General features: G+C 48.6%; 13 protein-coding genes. 11 read left to right on the top strand and 2 right to left on the bottom strand.

Annotated elements, in window-relative coordinates; genetic code table 11:
* The first annotated feature begins 169 nt into the window (after window positions 1-169).
* Together VCHENC03_RS10280 and VCHENC03_RS10285 are read left to right on the top strand one after the other, a co-directional pair.
* On the top strand, window positions 170-1057 hold the full coding sequence (locus VCHENC03_RS10280) for a TIM barrel protein (protein ID WP_009706520.1): 888 nt from the start codon (window positions 170-172) through the stop codon (window positions 1055-1057).
* A 31-nt stretch (window positions 1058-1088) separates the two neighbouring features.
* Window positions 1089-1838 carry a sulfite exporter TauE/SafE family protein gene (locus tag VCHENC03_RS10285; protein WP_009706519.1) on the top strand — a complete coding sequence of 250 codons (750 nt, stop codon included), beginning with the start codon at window positions 1089-1091 and terminating at the stop codon, window positions 1836-1838.
* A gap of 12 nt (window positions 1839-1850) precedes the next feature.
* On the opposite strand, the gene VCHENC03_RS10290 is transcribed toward VCHENC03_RS10285, so the two are convergent.
* Window positions 1851-2741 (bottom strand): LysR family transcriptional regulator, encoded by an 891-nt coding sequence (locus tag VCHENC03_RS10290; RefSeq protein WP_009706518.1) that lies wholly within the window; start codon window positions 2739-2741, stop codon window positions 1851-1853.
* Window positions 2742-2811: 70 nt separating this feature from the next.
* Entirely contained in the window at window positions 2812-4254 is a 1443-nt protein-coding gene (locus VCHENC03_RS10295; protein WP_005437831.1) for a sugar porter family MFS transporter, read from the bottom strand.
* A gap of 538 nt (window positions 4255-4792) precedes the next feature.
* Between VCHENC03_RS10295 and iolE the strand changes: the two genes are divergently transcribed.
* The 9 genes from iolE (at window position 4793) to iolG (ending at window position 14739) form a co-directional block, all read left to right on the top strand.
* On the top strand, window positions 4793-5686 hold the full coding sequence (iolE, locus tag VCHENC03_RS10300) for a myo-inosose-2 dehydratase (RefSeq protein ID WP_005437833.1): 894 nt from the start codon (window positions 4793-4795) through the stop codon (window positions 5684-5686).
* Between the two features lie 93 nt (window positions 5687-5779).
* Window positions 5780-7651 (top strand): 3D-(3,5/4)-trihydroxycyclohexane-1,2-dione acylhydrolase (decyclizing), encoded by a 1872-nt coding sequence (gene iolD / locus VCHENC03_RS10305; RefSeq protein WP_009706517.1) that lies wholly within the window; start codon window positions 5780-5782, stop codon window positions 7649-7651.
* 98 nt (window positions 7652-7749) lie between these two features.
* On the top strand, window positions 7750-8925 hold the full coding sequence (locus VCHENC03_RS10310) for a Gfo/Idh/MocA family protein (RefSeq protein ID WP_009706516.1): 1176 nt from the start codon (window positions 7750-7752) through the stop codon (window positions 8923-8925).
* A 12-nt stretch (window positions 8926-8937) separates the two neighbouring features.
* Window positions 8938-9924, top strand: a complete 987-nt coding sequence (iolC, locus tag VCHENC03_RS10315) for a 5-dehydro-2-deoxygluconokinase (RefSeq protein ID WP_009706515.1) — start codon at window positions 8938-8940, stop codon at window positions 9922-9924.
* A gap of 180 nt (window positions 9925-10104) precedes the next feature.
* On the top strand, window positions 10105-10974 hold the full coding sequence (locus VCHENC03_RS10320; RefSeq protein WP_009706514.1) for a 5-deoxy-glucuronate isomerase: 870 nt from the start codon (window positions 10105-10107) through the stop codon (window positions 10972-10974).
* Between the two features lie 10 nt (window positions 10975-10984).
* Window positions 10985-11812, top strand: a complete 828-nt coding sequence (locus VCHENC03_RS10325; protein ID WP_005437843.1) for a class II fructose-bisphosphate aldolase — start codon at window positions 10985-10987, stop codon at window positions 11810-11812.
* A 72-nt stretch (window positions 11813-11884) separates the two neighbouring features.
* On the top strand, window positions 11885-12718 hold the full coding sequence (locus tag VCHENC03_RS10330) for a MurR/RpiR family transcriptional regulator (RefSeq protein WP_005437844.1): 834 nt from the start codon (window positions 11885-11887) through the stop codon (window positions 12716-12718).
* Window positions 12719-12903: 185 nt separating this feature from the next.
* Window positions 12904-13731, top strand: a complete 828-nt coding sequence (locus VCHENC03_RS10335) for a sugar phosphate isomerase/epimerase family protein (RefSeq protein ID WP_009706513.1) — start codon at window positions 12904-12906, stop codon at window positions 13729-13731.
* Window positions 13732-13752: 21 nt separating this feature from the next.
* A complete protein-coding gene (iolG, locus tag VCHENC03_RS10340) occupies window positions 13753-14739 on the top strand; it encodes an inositol 2-dehydrogenase (protein ID WP_009706512.1) in 987 nt (328 codons plus the stop codon).
* Window positions 14740-14798: the final 59 nt, after the last annotated feature.

Genomic DNA, 14798 nt, shown 5'->3' with positions numbered 1-14798 from the left:
CTCCGTAATCGTTCTGTCACAACCAGTGTAGGGAGTGCGATGTGCTCGCGATATAGCCAGGAATTCAAAGCCGCTTTGCGAAAATGCAAAGTACAAACGAGGCGCAAATCACGAACTTTTACCCTTACCAATCTTAAGGTGAAAGGAAATCAACTTAGGAGAAAAACACATGCTTGATCGTATTGCTTGCGCCCCATGTTGCTGGGGAGTGGAAGAGGCATCTCATGCGACCAACCCAAGCTGGGGAAAGGTGTTAATGGATGCGAGTGACAGTGGCTTTCGTGGTATCGAATTGGGGCCGGATGGCTTCTTCCCTGAAGATCCTGAACTGCTGAAAAGTGCGTTTCGCGTACGTGGATTGCAGGTGTGCGCAGGCAAGGTACAAGTGCCATTTTGCGATTCTGCAAACATGCCAGCCATTTTGGAAGAAGTCGACACCGTTTGTCAGCGTTTGGATGCATTGGGTGTAAAGAACTTGCTGGTGATGGAAGGCATTCATGCAGAGCGTTATGGCTATATCGGACAAAGCGTCACTGCGCCGCGTTTGAAAATGGAAAGTAAACGAACCATGATTGGCAACCTTGAACGCATCATTAGCGTAGCTAGCCAATATGGTTTGCGCTGTTTACTTCATCCGGGCATCGGCGGTTACATCAGTTATAAAGACGAGATCGATTTTGTCATGAGCCAGATTCCAGCGAACAAGCTTGGACTTTGCATCGATATCGGGCATGCGTTTTTAGATGGAATGGATCCGCTGGGGCTTATCCGTCAGTACGGAACGCGCATCGAGCATATTCATGTCAAAGATGTCTCGACGGATAAATTGAGGTTAGCTATTCGCGATAAGTTGGAGTGGGTCGATGCTTACAGCAAAGGGCTGATTACGCCACTAGGGGATGGCGATATCAAGCTACAACAAGTGATGAGTGCACTTAAAGCGGCCGACTATCAAGGTTGGATCGTAGTCGAGCATGAACACGGTACGGCAGACGTGAGTCAGGTTTCGCGTGATTTAAAACGCAGTCGCGATTATCTCGCTCAGATTGTGGCGTAGTTCGATATTCGATTCTAAAAAGGTGACGATGATGCTCAGCGATCCTTGGTTCTATCTTTTGGCGATTCCTGCGGTGTTAATCTATGGCATTGGTAAAGGTGGGCTCGGTGGGGCGCTGGGCATTTTGGCCGTTCCTATGATGGTGCTGGTGGTGCCGCCAACACAAGCCGCCGCGATTTTATTGCCCATTCTGCTGGTAATGGATGCCTTTGCAGTGCGTCATCATTATCGAAATGTCGATGTTCGAGTGCTTAAAACCATGTTGCCTGGGGCTTTGCTTGGCGTGGTATTAGCGGGCTTATTTCTGAGTATCACGCCAGAATCAGGGTTGAAGATCACCGTTGGCGTGCTGTCTTTGCTGTTCTGTTTTCAGTATTGGCTAAGTGGTGAAACCCCCTCTCAATCAGGGAAGTTAGGTGCTTGGATTTGGAGCACTCTGAGCGGTTTTTCCAGTACAGCAATTCATGCTGGTGGTGGTCCCGCGAGTATTTATTTACTCCCATTGAAGCTGCCTAAAATCACCCTGATAGCGACCATGGCGGTATTGTTCGGCATAGTGAATGTAGCGAAACTCGTGCCTTACATTTGGCTTGGTGAGTTTGATTCGACTAACTTAATGACTGCGCTAGTGTTGATTCCACTCGCGCCTGTTGGCGTTAAGATGGGTGTGTATCTTTTGCATCGCGTCAGTCAGGAAAGAATTTATCAGCTTTGTTATCTGTTCTTGTTTCTTTCAGGCGCCAAGCTGACTTTCGATGGCGTTAGCACTTTATGGTTTTAGATCCAATCCGTCCTAACAAGGCTTTTCTAATAAAAACTCTTTGAATTTTATTGCCACTGGAGATGCAGTTTTGGGTGAATGGTAATACAGATTCAAACTCCAAATACTGGTCTCATACTCTTCCAATAGCGGTACTAACTCGCCTTTATCTACTGCTTCTGTAGTGACAAATTGTGGTAAGTACGCGACGCCTGCCCCCTTTAAGGTGCCACTTAGTAAAAGGTCACTGTCATTCACTTCAATAGTTTTTGGCACTTTCAGCACCATGTTTTCCATTCCTTGGCGGAAGATCCAATCATTGCTGCCTGTCAGTGTGGTTGCAATCAAGCAAGCGTGGTCTCGTAGTGCTTCTGGATGCGTAGGCAAGCCATGCTTTTCTAAGTATTGCGGCGAAGCCACGACGATAAACGGGCACTGCATGAGTTCGCGTTTCACCAGTAATAAATCTTTTTCACGGTAGCCTTGAAAGCTAGCATTAGCGCTGATCATCAGGTCACAAGTACTGGCATGATCCAATGCCCAAGGAGTGACGTTGATGTTGAAGGTCACCTTTGGGTTTAGCTTGGAATACTCGGCGATTTTGTCCATCAGGTAGTGATTGGCATACACGGGCGTACACGCGATGTTGATATGACCTTTTTCGCTGTCTTGGAAGTCTTCTAATTTGCGGCTGATACGCTCGGCACTGTCAACAAGAGGAGAGAACTCTTCATATAAGGTTTGGCCTGCTTGAGTGGCCTCCAATAATCGGTTCGAGCGGCGGCATAGTGTAGTACCGAAGTGTTGTTCCAGTTCTTGCAGCCAGCGGCTTCCGGCGGAGACCGAAATATTGAATTTACGCGCGGCGGAGGAGATAGACCCAGAGCGGATCACGTAGACAAAGAACGCCATTTTATCGAGCATGAGGTTTGCCTCCAAAAGCAAAAGGGAACAAGTGCTAACACCTGTTCCCTTTGTAAAACATTAAGTTATCTTATGCACGTGCTTCAGTCGCAGTTCCAGATACTTTTTTACCCAGTTTTTTCGCCATTGCTTCTTCCATTTTCTCCAAGCTGACGCCTTTGGTTTCAGGCACATACTTGACGACTACGAACATACAAATCAGCGACAACACACCGAACAACCAGAAGGCAAAGGCACCGTTGAAGTTCTCTTGTAGGTAGGCGTTTTCATTGAGCATTGGGAAAGACTGCGTCACGATAAAGCCAGTAAACCATTGTGCACCGACTGCGATAGCCATGGCACGAGAGCGGATACTGTTCGGGAAGATTTCTGAAATCATCGTCCAACATGCACAGCCCCAAGATGTTGCGTAAGACACCACGTACAGACACAGTGCGAATAGTGCCGCGTAACCTTCCGTTTGCTGGTAAAGCACGTAGCCAACGATGAACATACCGAATGCACAGCCAATGGTGCCGTATTTCATCAGTGGCAAGCGGCCAACTTTATCGATCAGGTACATACCCAAGGCGTTACCACCAATAAATACGATACCCACGAATGTCGTTTGGAATAGCGCGTTTTCAGTAGAGCCTGTGATTGGTTTTAAGATCTCCGGAGTGTAGTACATGATCACGTTGATACCGGTTAGCTGCTGGGCTGCCGCGACAAACGTACCGATAACCAAAATTGCGAACAGCAATGGCGAGCGCAGGCTGACCTTGTTCTTCTTCGCACCATGACTTTCCACTAACGATTCTTGGATCTCTTTGATCAAACGATCCGCGTGTTTCGGGTTAGAAATTCGAGAGAGCGTCGCTTTTGCTTCGGCGACTTTGCCTTTTAATACCAGCCAACGTGGGGATTCTGGGATGAGGAACAACAACATTGCGAAAAGCGCGGCAGGAATCACTTCTGAGCCGAGCATCCAACGCCAGCCCATGTCTACTAGCCAAGCTTCTGACATGCCTTTTGCGATGAGGTAGTTAACGTAGAACACACCAGTCTGGCCAATAACTGCCGATTGCTGGAACATGCTCACCGCGCGACCTCGATAATCTTTTGGCGCTACTTCTGACATGTACATTGGCGATACCACACAAGCAAGGCCAACGGCGACCCCGCCGACGATGCGTAGAACAGTGTAGAAGGTGAAGTCGGTTGCGAGGGCGGAGCCGATAGCGGAAATAATGAAGAGGATGGCGGCGATAAAGAGGGTGTTGCGTCGGCCGTATTTTAGGGCAGCCCAGCCTGCGCTGACCGCACCGATGATACTACCTAATACTACGCTGGATACAGCCCAGCCAGTTTGAGCTGGTGACAATCCAAAGTATTCGCGGATTGGACCAATTGCGCCAGAGATAACAGCAGTGTCGTAACCTAATAAGATGCCTCCGAGCGCAGCGATACAACAAATCCTAACGATGTAGGCAAGATTGTGCTTTCGAGCTTCGGCCTTGGATGTAGCTTCCATTGTTTTTTCCTTTATTAGATCCCCAAGCTTTCCTTTAACCATCGAATAAGATCAAGTTGGGTAGCGGCCAATACTCTGTTTTGTAGGGTACGAGTATTGGGTATCTATATTGCCGACTTTTAATGTTTATTAGATGAATGAAAATTATTTTTCATTTGTCGGTTGCATTTATCATATTTAGTCTTTTGTCATTCGACTAGTTGTCTGTTCGTTTTTTATCCTAAAGTGTTACCCAAATCAAAAAATGAAAAACATTTTTCATTTTAGTTTTCGTATTTAACTTATTGAAATATAAGGATAAAAATAAAATGAGATCTAGCTCAAACTTACTTGTAAGGCACGTGGTTGCTGAGGTTTTTCATGATTTAACAATTTGATGACATCGATTTCATCTGGTGAAAAATATTTTTCATTTAAATTTTTTTTCGCTAATGTAATTTCCAGTGAAACGAAATCGGTGAAAGAAAAGCATCAATAAAAACCACGCTTTTACTTCACGACATTTATTAAATAACGCAAACATTGTCGGAGAATAAAAATGAGCAACGTGCAATATGGAATTAGCCCACTGACTTGGACCAACGATGACATGCCTGAATTAGGCGGCGATATCCCATTGGAAACGTGTCTAAGTGAAATGGCAGAAGCTGGTTTCACTGGTACAGAGCTAGGTACCAAGTACCCACGTGAGCCAGAAGTTCTAATCCCTCTACTAGAAAAACATGGCCTAGTGCTCGCTTCTGGCTGGTACAGCGGCAATCTAATGAAGCTGACCGCGGAAGAAGAAATCGCAGCGATGCAAGAGCACATCAAATTGCTAAAGGCTGCTGGCTGTAAAGCAATGGTGTTCGGTGAAGTGAGCAACACGGTTCACGGCGACATCAACACGCCACTTTCTCAACGCGTGATCCTTACTATGGACGAGTGGAAAACCTACTGCGCGAAGTTAACTCAAGTTGCGGAATACCTTCTAAACGAGCACGACATCAAGCTGTCTTTCCACCATCACGTCGGCACCATCTGTGAAACGGAAGATGACATCAACATCATGATGGAATTCACTGGCGAAGCGGTTTACCTGACTCTAGATACGGGTCACATCACTTACGGTGGTGGTAACCCAGTGACCATGATCAAACGTTGGGGTCACCGCATTGGTCACATGCACTTTAAAGACCTTCGCCTAGAAGTAATGAAAGCCGCTCGTGATGCAGACAAATCATTCCTAAACGCAGTGCTTGATGGCGTATTCACTGTTCCGGGTACCGGTGACGTGGATTACGACGACGTATTCGCAGCACTGAAGGAGCGCAACTACCAAGGCTGGTTGCTGGTTGAAGCAGAGCAAGACCCAGCGAAAGCGCACCCATTGACGTACGCGAAAACCGCTTACGAGAACATCACAGGCTACGCGAAGAAATACGGCCTATAAGAGCACAAGCAAGGAAGGGGAGATTCGTCTCCCCTGTATCAAGCCGCGGAGACAACGTGGCTACAAAAATGATTGATACTACCGGGGAAGACAATGAAAACTGTACGCCTAACTGTTGCAGAAGCGCTAGCTCAGTACCTAGCCGCACAAATGATTGAAATTGATGGTAAAAAAGAACAGCTGTTTGGTGCGGCGTTTGCCATCTTTGGTCACGGTAACGTGACGTGTTTTGGCCAACAGCTAAAAAATATCGAAGACAAAATTCCGACTTGGCGTGGTCAAAATGAGCAGTCGATGGCAACAGCGGCAATCGCGTATGCCAAAGCGAACTTACGTCGTCGCATCGGCATCGCGACCAGTTCAATTGGTCCGGGTGCAACCAATATGGTTACCGCAGCAGGTATCGCGCACACAAACCGTTTACCAGTGCTTTTGATTTCTGGTGATGCTTACGTCAGTCGTCTGCCAGATCCTGTGCTTCAACAGCCGGAGAATTTCTACGATCCTTCGATCACTTGTAACGATGCGTTCAAACCGCTAACACGTTACTGGGATCGCATTATCTCGCCAACGCAATTGATGCACTCATTGCCTCAGGCAATTGACACCATGCTTGACCCAGAAACCTGTGGTCCAGCGTTTATCGGCTTACCACAAGATATTCAGGGCGTGGCTTACGATTTCCCTGAAGTCTTCTTCCAAGAAAAAGTACACCGCATTCGTCGTCCAGAGCCAGAAGTGGCAGATCTAGAGGATGCAAAAGTGGCGCTGCTTAGCGCGAAACAACCTTTGGTTATCTCTGGCGGTGGCGTGCATTACTCACTAGCAACGGACGAGTTGGCTGCCTTTGCGAAAAAACACAACATCCCTGTGGTTGAGACCATTGCCGGTCGTGCCACGATGCTGCAAGACAATCCTCTGAACGCAGGTCCAATCGGCGTGACAGGTTCAGACTCTGCAAATTACATGGCAGCGCATGCGGATGTGGTGTTGGCTGTGGGGACTCGCTTACAAGATTTCACGACAGGCTCTTGGTCGGTGTTCAAGAACCCAGATATGAAGCTGGTTACCATCAATACCGCACGTTTTGATGCCATCAAACATCGTGCTATTCCAGTTAAAGCAGACGCAAAACGTGGCTTAGTTGAGCTGTCCAACCTACTGGGTGATTTCCGTAGCAGTGACGAGTGGGCGGCAACGGCGAAAGCGCAAGCGGATGAATGGAAAGCCGTGGTGCATCGTCGTACTCACCCTCAACCAGGCGATCTACTCGACGGTACGTCTTCTTATGCAGAAGTGATTGGCAAGCTCAACAAATCTATGCAGCCGGGCGACACGGTACTTACGGCAGCGGGTGGCTTACCAGCAGAGCTCGCGATGAACTGGCAGAACTACCAAATTGGTAAGTTCGACATTGAATTCGGCTTCTCTTGCATGGGTTATGAAATCGCAGGTGGCTGGGGTGCGAAAGTTGCGAACCCAGATAACGATGTGGTTGTGCTCGTCGGCGATGGCTCTTACCTGATTCAAAACTCAGACATCTACTCGTCAGTTCTGACGGGTCACAAGATGATTGTTGTGGTATGCGACAACGGTGGTTTCGCAGTGATCAACAAGCTGCAAAACAATACGGGTAACGAGTCGTTCAATAACCTATTGGAAGACTGTCGCCGTCCTGATGGCGAGGTAGCTCGCGTGGACTTTGCTAAGCATGCCGAAGCGCAAGGTGCAATCAGTGAGAAGTTGACCTCAATCGACCAGTTTGATGACGCATTCCAACGCGCTAAAGAAGCCGACCGTACTTACGTGATTGTGGTCGACATCGACCCAGTATCGCCAATGGCTTGGTCTAAGTGTGATTGCTGGTGGGAAGTGGGCCTTCCTCAAGTGACACGCAATGACGACACCGCAGAGAAAGTGGCGGCATGGGAAGAAGGCAGAGCAGCGCAACGCGCAGGCGTTTAAGCCCAAACCGATTTATGTATTAAAACATCCAGCTTTAAAACAGATTTCAACAATTCGATTTATAGGCTCTTAAGCAAGAGCCTATCAAGGAGTCAAACATGTTTAATGAAGAACGTCATTTTGAGCAACCAATCCGTTGGGCAATGGTCGGCGGTGGTCGTGGCAGTCAGATCGGTTACTCGCACCGTAATGCAGCGCAGCGCGATGGTTTGTTCAAATTGGTCGCTGGTGCATTCGATTTGGATGCGGATCGTTGTCGTGATTTCGGTGAGAACTTAGGTCTAGATGGCGACCGTTGCTACGCAAATTACAAAGAGATGTTTGAGAAGGAAGCGCAACGCGAAGATGGCATTCAAGCTGTTTCGGTCGCAACACCAAACTCAACCCACTACGAAATTTGTAAAGCAGCACTGGAAGCTAACTTACACGTGGTGTGTGAAAAACCAATCACCTTCACGACGGAAGAAGCAGAAGAGCTCAAACAGATCGCAGCAGAGCGCAATCGCGTGATTGGCGTGATGTACGGTTACAGCGGTTTCCCAATGGTTCAGCAAGCGCGTGAAATGGTGAAGCGTGGTGATCTGGGTGAGATTCGTGTGGTGAACATGCAGTTTGCTCACGGCTTCCACAACGAAGAATACGAGAAAAACGATCCAGGTTTGAAATGGCGCGTCAGCCCAGAAGTCTCAGGCCCAACTTATGTTCTAGGCGATGTAGGTACGCACGCTTTCTACCTGTGTGAAGTGATGACAGGTCTTGAAATCGACCGTTTGTCTTGTATGCGTCAAAGCTTCATCAAGTCACGTGCTCCGCTCGAAGATAATGCTCACATCATGATGCAATTCAAAGATGGCGCAGTCGGTACGCTTTGGGCATCGGCAGTGAATGCAGGTTCGATGCACCAACAAAAAATCCGCATCGTCGGTTCGAAAGCGTCCATCGAATGGTGGGATGAGCAACCAAACCAACTTCGTTTTGAAGTGCAGGGTGAAGCACCACGAATTCTAGAGCGTGGCATGGGTTACCTGTACCAAGACGCTCCGGGTGTGGCTTCTAACCGTGTTGGTGGTGGTCATGCAGAAGGTTACTTCGAGTCATGGGCGAACTTGTACCACCGTTTCGCGTTGGCATTCGATGCGGCGGACCGCGATGACCAGCAAGCGCTGTCTGAAATTTGGTTCCCAGGTATCGATGCTGGCATCGAAGGTGTGCGCCTATGCGAGAAGTGTGTGGAATCGGCAGACCAGAACGCCGCTTGGGTTGATTACAAATAATAGGAACAGACGATGACAAACATTGCACTTGAAACAAATCGACCATTGGATGCCATCGTTTTAGGACGTGCGGGCGTAGATCTCTACGCTCGCGAAGCTAAAACCGACATGGCGGACATTTCCGGCTTCAACAAATTCGTTGGTGGCTCAGCAGCAAACATTGCGGTGGGCATTGCCAAGTTAGGCGGTAAGGTCGGCTTTATTGGCTGCGTGGCTGACGATGCGTTCGGGGGTTACGTCAAGGGTTACATGACTGAGCAAGGCATCAACCTTGACGGCATGAGAACCGATGATTCTGGTTCGCGCACTTCGGTGGCATTCACAGAGATGAAGCCAAAAGATTGCACCGTGCTTATCTACCGTAACAACGCATCGGATTTGACCATCAAACCAGAAGAGATCGACCCAGCTTACATCGCTAGCTCAAAAGTCTTGGTAGTCACGGGTACGGCCTTGTCGGAAAGCCCAAGCCGTGAAGCTACTTTGATTGCGATGCAGCATGCGCGTCGTAGCAATACCTTAGTGGTGTTGGATGTTGATTACCGTCCTTACTCTTGGCGCACGGATACTGATGCTTCGATTTACTACGGCATTGCCGCAGGTCTTTCAGACATCGTCATCGGTAACCGTGAAGAGTTCGACATGATGGAAACCGTCATTGCTCCGGGCAACACCGATGATGACCAAACGGCGGCTCGTTTCTTAACAGAGAACACTCAAGTGGTGGTGGTGAAAGCCGGTGAGCATGGCTCGAAAGTGTACGACCGTGCTGGTCATAAGTTCGGGCAAGGCATTTTCCGAGTGGAAGCTAATAAACCATTTGGCTCTGGTGATTCGTTTGCGGGCGGTCTGATTTGGACGCTAGTTACTGGCGGGTCGTTAGAAGAGGGCGTACGCAACGGCACGGCAGCAGCGGCGATTAATGTCAGCGGTCACAGCTGCACAGAGGCCATGCCAACTAAGGAACAACTATTCGATTTTATTGAGACGCGAAGTTAAGCACGGTTTGGTGCTTTCGGGCACCACATTGCTGCGCGTTTGGTCTCCCGGGCCGGTATGTCACTTGAGGATAACCAAACAGTGCGCGTACACACCATCGTGGCCCGGCTTTTTTGTTAAGCCACTTTCAGAAGGATAGGACAGTCTCGTTATCAAACGAACTGTGAGGAGAAAAGAAAAATGGGAAAACACATTCCACCATTTGATAACAAGAATGAACCAATTATTGGTGCGAACGACGAAGTAACGCCGTTATGTTACTTCAACCAAGTGTTCTTGAATCAGAACGAAACTTTTGACCATGTTATCGAAGGGTATGAGTCTGTCATCGTATTGGCTGGCGGTACTTGCAGCATCACCGTAACGAAAGACGGCGAGAGCGAAACGTTCGACAACATTGGTAAGCGTAAATCAGTTTGGGACGGCAACCCAGAAGCGGTTTACGTGCCACTTGGCTACCGCGCGACCATTCAATGTGTGAGCGACAAAGCTGACGTTATGATTGCAGGTGGTAAGTTTGAAGCGTCACTAGAGCCGTTCTGCGTCCGCGAAGAGAACGTAGACATAGTGCAATATGGTTCGGATGACACCAAAACACACCGCAAAATCAAACACGTACTGGGTCAATCCAACGCAGATAAACGTGGTCGTTTATTAGTGAGTGAACTATTCACTGTTGGGGCAGGCGGTTGGTCTGGCTTCCCTCCACACAAGCACGATGAAGATCGTGTTAAGCCTGACGGCAGCAAAGAAACCCTTTACGAAGAAGTGTATCAATTCCGCTTCAACCCAGATTTCGGCTTTGGTGCGCAGTTCCTATACGAGCACGAAGACGACTTTGGTCCGGTTTACCACGTGCGCACGGGCTCTGTGATTGCCATCGACAAAGGCTATCACCCAAGTGTGGCGGCGCCGGGCTACGAAATGTATTACTTCACCATCATCGTTGGCAAAACAGAGAAATCTTTGATTCAGCACTTCGATCCGCACCACGAATACCAAGTGGAAACGATCCCTGGCATCAAAGACATGATCGCGAAATTCAAGTAGGGGAATCATCATGTTGGTAAATTTGAATGACCTATTGCCAGAGGCTGCGGCATCTAACTACGCGGTCCCTTGCTTTAATGTGTTCGGCTTTGAAGATGCACGTGCTGTTGTTGAAGCGGCAGAGCAAGTGAACAAACCTGTAATTCTGGCTTGTAACAAAGACGTGGTGGATTTTTATGGCGTCGAAACCGCTGCGGCGATGTTCCTAAATCTAGCGCATAAGAGCACGGTACCAGTGGTGCTTCACCTTGACCACACTTACGAAGAAGACATCGTCTTTCGCGCGCTTAAAGCTGGGTTTAGTTCCGTGATGTTTGATGGCTCGCAACTGACGTTGGACGAGAACATTGCTCGCACCAAGAAAGTCGTGGAAGTGGCGCATGCGTTAGGAGCATCGGTAGAGGGTGAAATTGGTTCGGTGCCTTATGAAGAAGGTCGCGACCACATAAAATCTATCTACACAGAACCGGAAGATGCGGCGCGCTTTGCAGAAGAGAGTGGCGTTGATTGTGTCGCAATTTCCGTCGGCAACGTTCATCGCCTAACCGAGCCAACTTGTACTATCGATTTTGGTCGCTTAGACCGTATCGCAAATGCTGTGGCTGTGCCGTTGGTGATTCATGGTTCGAGTGGTATCCGCGATGAAGACATGCTCAAGCTCAAGCAAAGCCGCGTGTCCAAGTTCAATATTGGCACCTGCTTGCGTCAGGCTCTGGGTCATAATCTTCGCGATTACATGAATCAGGAACCACAAAAGTTTGACCGTATTTACTTCATGCAAAAGGCGATGCCTTATGTGAAAGAAGAAGCGGTACGAAACTTTGAATTATTATCTTAAAATAGCGGCCCCTTTTGTTACTATAAGGGGCCTCTATCTCCAAGCGTTCATTGATAGGAGAGCAGTATAACTATGGATGTTGAAGTGAAAGCACCTGCAGATTTAGACACACTAAAAGAGTTAATCGCAAAGCGTTACGACAGTTTGAGCGGGCGTTTGCAGCAAGTCGCGGATTTCGTAACCGACCAGCCGATGCTGGTAGCGGTAGAAACCATGGCGACCATTGCTAAGCAAGCCAACGTCCCTCTGTCGACCTTAAGTCGATTCTCTAATGCGATGGGCTTTGATGGCTTCACTTCTATGCAAGTACTGTTTCGCGATCAATATTTGAATCGCCCGAGAGATTACAAAGAGCGCGTTCGCAAAGCTCGTGAGATGGAGGACGTCCCGCATGACTCGCCTCAAGCCATCTTCCAAGACTTCGGACACGCGAACATTGAAGCATTAGAACAGCTTCAAATGTCGGTCTCTCCACAAAAACTGGAACGTGCAGTGGCTCTGATGGATGGTGCAGAAACCATCTACATTCAAGGTACTCGCCGTGCTTACCCAGTGGCTTTCTATCTTTGGTACGCCCTCATGAAATCCGACAAGAGTGTCGTGCTCTTGGATGATCACGGTGGCATGTTGTCTCCGTTAACTCGACGAATGAACGATAAAGACGTTCTGTTTGCTATCACCTTCAATCCATACGCGGAAGAAACCAGCCAACTGATTGATGATGCTTGCAAAAAGAACGTGCCGATTGTCTGCATTACTGATAACCAAATGACGCCTCATGGCAGCAAAATGGATGTCTGTTTTGAAGTGCAAGAAGGCGAATTGATGGGCTTCCGTTCGCTCAGCAGCTCCATGTATTTGGCGCAGGCGATTGCGGTGAGTCTGATTTGTCGAGAAGTGAAGTAATTTCATCGCTCAGTAATCTCGAATAGGGACGCGATCCTGCGAGCGAATAAGCAGTAAAGCGCGCAGATTTTTCCATACCTTTGTCCACTGATTAGGTGCAACTTAGCGGTTGTGCTGCGGGTTTGCTCGAGCTGAATTCAGCTTATGTCCTGCAATATACAGGGCAGTGAGAAGAGGTAAATCTGATGCGTTTTGCTCTACATGGCATGTGCTCTCTGCACAGCAATATCCTATCTGATGTCCGACTCGCCAAAGAAACTGGCTATCAAGGGCTCGAAATCCACACCGAAAAACTCTGGCGTTATATTCAGGCTGGCTTCACGGCTGAGCAGCTCAAACAGCGCATGGATGAGTTTGGCATTGTTCCAACGGCAATCGACATCATTGGCGCAGTTGAAGTGACAGATAAAGCTAGCCAACGTCAACTGTTCCAAGATTCAGAAACGCTGTGCCGTTTTGCGCAGGCCGTGGGTGCACCTACCATCCAGCTCAATGCTTTTGAGGCATTAAACGGCTTATCCAAAGAGCAAAACATCGAACTCACGGCGCAGAACATTCGCCAGATTGTCGACATTGGTAAGAGCTATGGCATCCGTTTCCAATATGAAGGCGCGGCTTGGACTCCAATCGCCAAACTGGAAGATTACTTCCGCCTGTACGACGCCGTCGGTCGCGACAACTTTGGTTTTGTTCTGGATACATGGCACTTATGGGCATGTCGCGGGGCAACGCTGGAGCAAGTGGCAAATATCGATGCTGAGCTGATTTACAACGTGCACTTGTCTGACGGCAAGCGTCCCGCTCCGGGTGAGGCTTGGCCTGATGAGCGCGCTCTACGTGGTTACTTGCTAGGACAAGGTGAAGTGCCATTAAAAGAATGGGTCGATGCGATTCGCCAAACAGGTTACGACGGCTTCTATTCTGGTGAGTTCCTCAATGACCAACTGTGGGAAGGGGATTACTATGACATCGCCGAAGATATGTTGGCGGGCATGAAGCGTCAATTCGACTAAGCGACACAGAAAGGATTTCCTATGTTTAATATTGCTTTATTTGGAGCGGGTCGAATTGGTCAAGTTCATGCGGTCAATATCGAACGCTCACCAGAAACTACGATTTATTCGCTTATCGAACCTTATGAGGTCTATGCGGATCAGTTTTGTGCGCAATATCCGCAGACAAAACGCCAAACCGTGGAAGAAGCGATGGCGGATGACAATGTTCATGCGGTGTGTATTTGCTCATCAACCGATACTCATGCGGATTTGATTGAGCGAGCAGCAAGAGCAGGCAAAGCCATCTTTTGTGAGAAGCCAATCGACCTTGATTTGGGGCGAGTACGTGATTGCTTGGGCGTAGTAAATCAGCATCAAGTGCCTTTCTTATTAGGCTTCAATCGCCGCTTTGACCCGCATTTCCTAAGTCTTAAGAAAGCGTTAGATGACGGCCAAATTGGCGAACCAGCAAGCGTAATTATCACCTCTCGCGATCCTGCGCCACCCCCAGCGCAATACAGCAAATCCTCGGGTGGCATGTTCCGTGATATGACGATTCACGACCTCGACATGGCGCGGTTTATCTTAGGGGAAGACCCAATCGCGCTTACTGCGCATGGCAGTTGTAAGGTAGATCCTGCCATCGGTGAAGCGGGAGATATCGATACCAGTGTGGTGACGCTTACATTCCCTTCTGGTGCGATGGCGACGATTCATAACAGTCGTCGCTCTGGCTACGGATACGATCAGCGTCTCGAAGTGCATGGCGAGAAAGGTATGCTGCAAGTGGCGAATCAGACCGAAAATCTAGTCAGCCGCAGTACAGAAACAGGGCAAGCAGGCGCAACTCCAAAGTACTTCTTCTTAGAGCGTTATGAGCGTGCTTACGTGGCCGAGTGGCAACACTTTGTTGAAGTGCTGAAAGGCGAAGCGCCATGCTGCTCTGGCATAGATGGTGAGATTGCTCTGACGTTAGCGGACGCTGCGTTAGAATCCATGCGAACTGGGAAGACGGTTCGTTTGTAGGTCATCCTTAACAGGAAACAAAAAGGGGAGCCGCGTTGGCTCCCCTTTCTATTTCTTAC

The organism is Vibrio sp. HENC-03 (assembly GCF_000305755.2).
Lineage (GTDB): Bacteria > Pseudomonadota > Gammaproteobacteria > Enterobacterales > Vibrionaceae > Vibrio > Vibrio owensii.
The sequence above is the reverse complement of the archived record's forward strand: the minus strand, read 5'-3'. Positions and strand labels throughout refer to the sequence as shown.

Excerpts from the sequence above, each read along its gene's own strand:
- VCHENC03_RS10310 (WP_009706516.1), top strand. The coding sequence starts at position 7,750 with ATGTTTAATGAAGAACGTCATTTTGAGCAACCAATCCGTTGGGCAATG.
- VCHENC03_RS10295 (WP_005437831.1), bottom strand. The coding sequence starts at position 4,254 with ATGGAAGCTACATCCAAGGCCGAAGCTCGAAAGCACAATCTTGCCTAC.
- VCHENC03_RS10335 (WP_009706513.1), top strand. The coding sequence starts at position 12,904 with ATGCGTTTTGCTCTACATGGCATGTGCTCTCTGCACAGCAATATCCTA.
- VCHENC03_RS10320 (WP_009706514.1), top strand. The coding sequence starts at position 10,105 with ATGGGAAAACACATTCCACCATTTGATAACAAGAATGAACCAATTATT.
- iolC (WP_009706515.1), top strand. The coding sequence starts at position 8,938 with ATGACAAACATTGCACTTGAAACAAATCGACCATTGGATGCCATCGTT.
- VCHENC03_RS10325 (WP_005437843.1), top strand. The coding sequence starts at position 10,985 with ATGTTGGTAAATTTGAATGACCTATTGCCAGAGGCTGCGGCATCTAAC.
- iolE (WP_005437833.1), top strand. The coding sequence starts at position 4,793 with ATGAGCAACGTGCAATATGGAATTAGCCCACTGACTTGGACCAACGAT.
- VCHENC03_RS10280 (WP_009706520.1), top strand. The coding sequence starts at position 170 with ATGCTTGATCGTATTGCTTGCGCCCCATGTTGCTGGGGAGTGGAAGAG.
- VCHENC03_RS10330 (WP_005437844.1), top strand. The coding sequence starts at position 11,885 with ATGGATGTTGAAGTGAAAGCACCTGCAGATTTAGACACACTAAAAGAG.
- iolG (WP_009706512.1), top strand. The coding sequence starts at position 13,753 with ATGTTTAATATTGCTTTATTTGGAGCGGGTCGAATTGGTCAAGTTCAT.
- iolD (WP_009706517.1), top strand. The coding sequence starts at position 5,780 with ATGAAAACTGTACGCCTAACTGTTGCAGAAGCGCTAGCTCAGTACCTA.
- VCHENC03_RS10285 (WP_009706519.1), top strand. The coding sequence starts at position 1,089 with ATGCTCAGCGATCCTTGGTTCTATCTTTTGGCGATTCCTGCGGTGTTA.
- VCHENC03_RS10290 (WP_009706518.1), bottom strand. The coding sequence starts at position 2,741 with ATGCTCGATAAAATGGCGTTCTTTGTCTACGTGATCCGCTCTGGGTCT.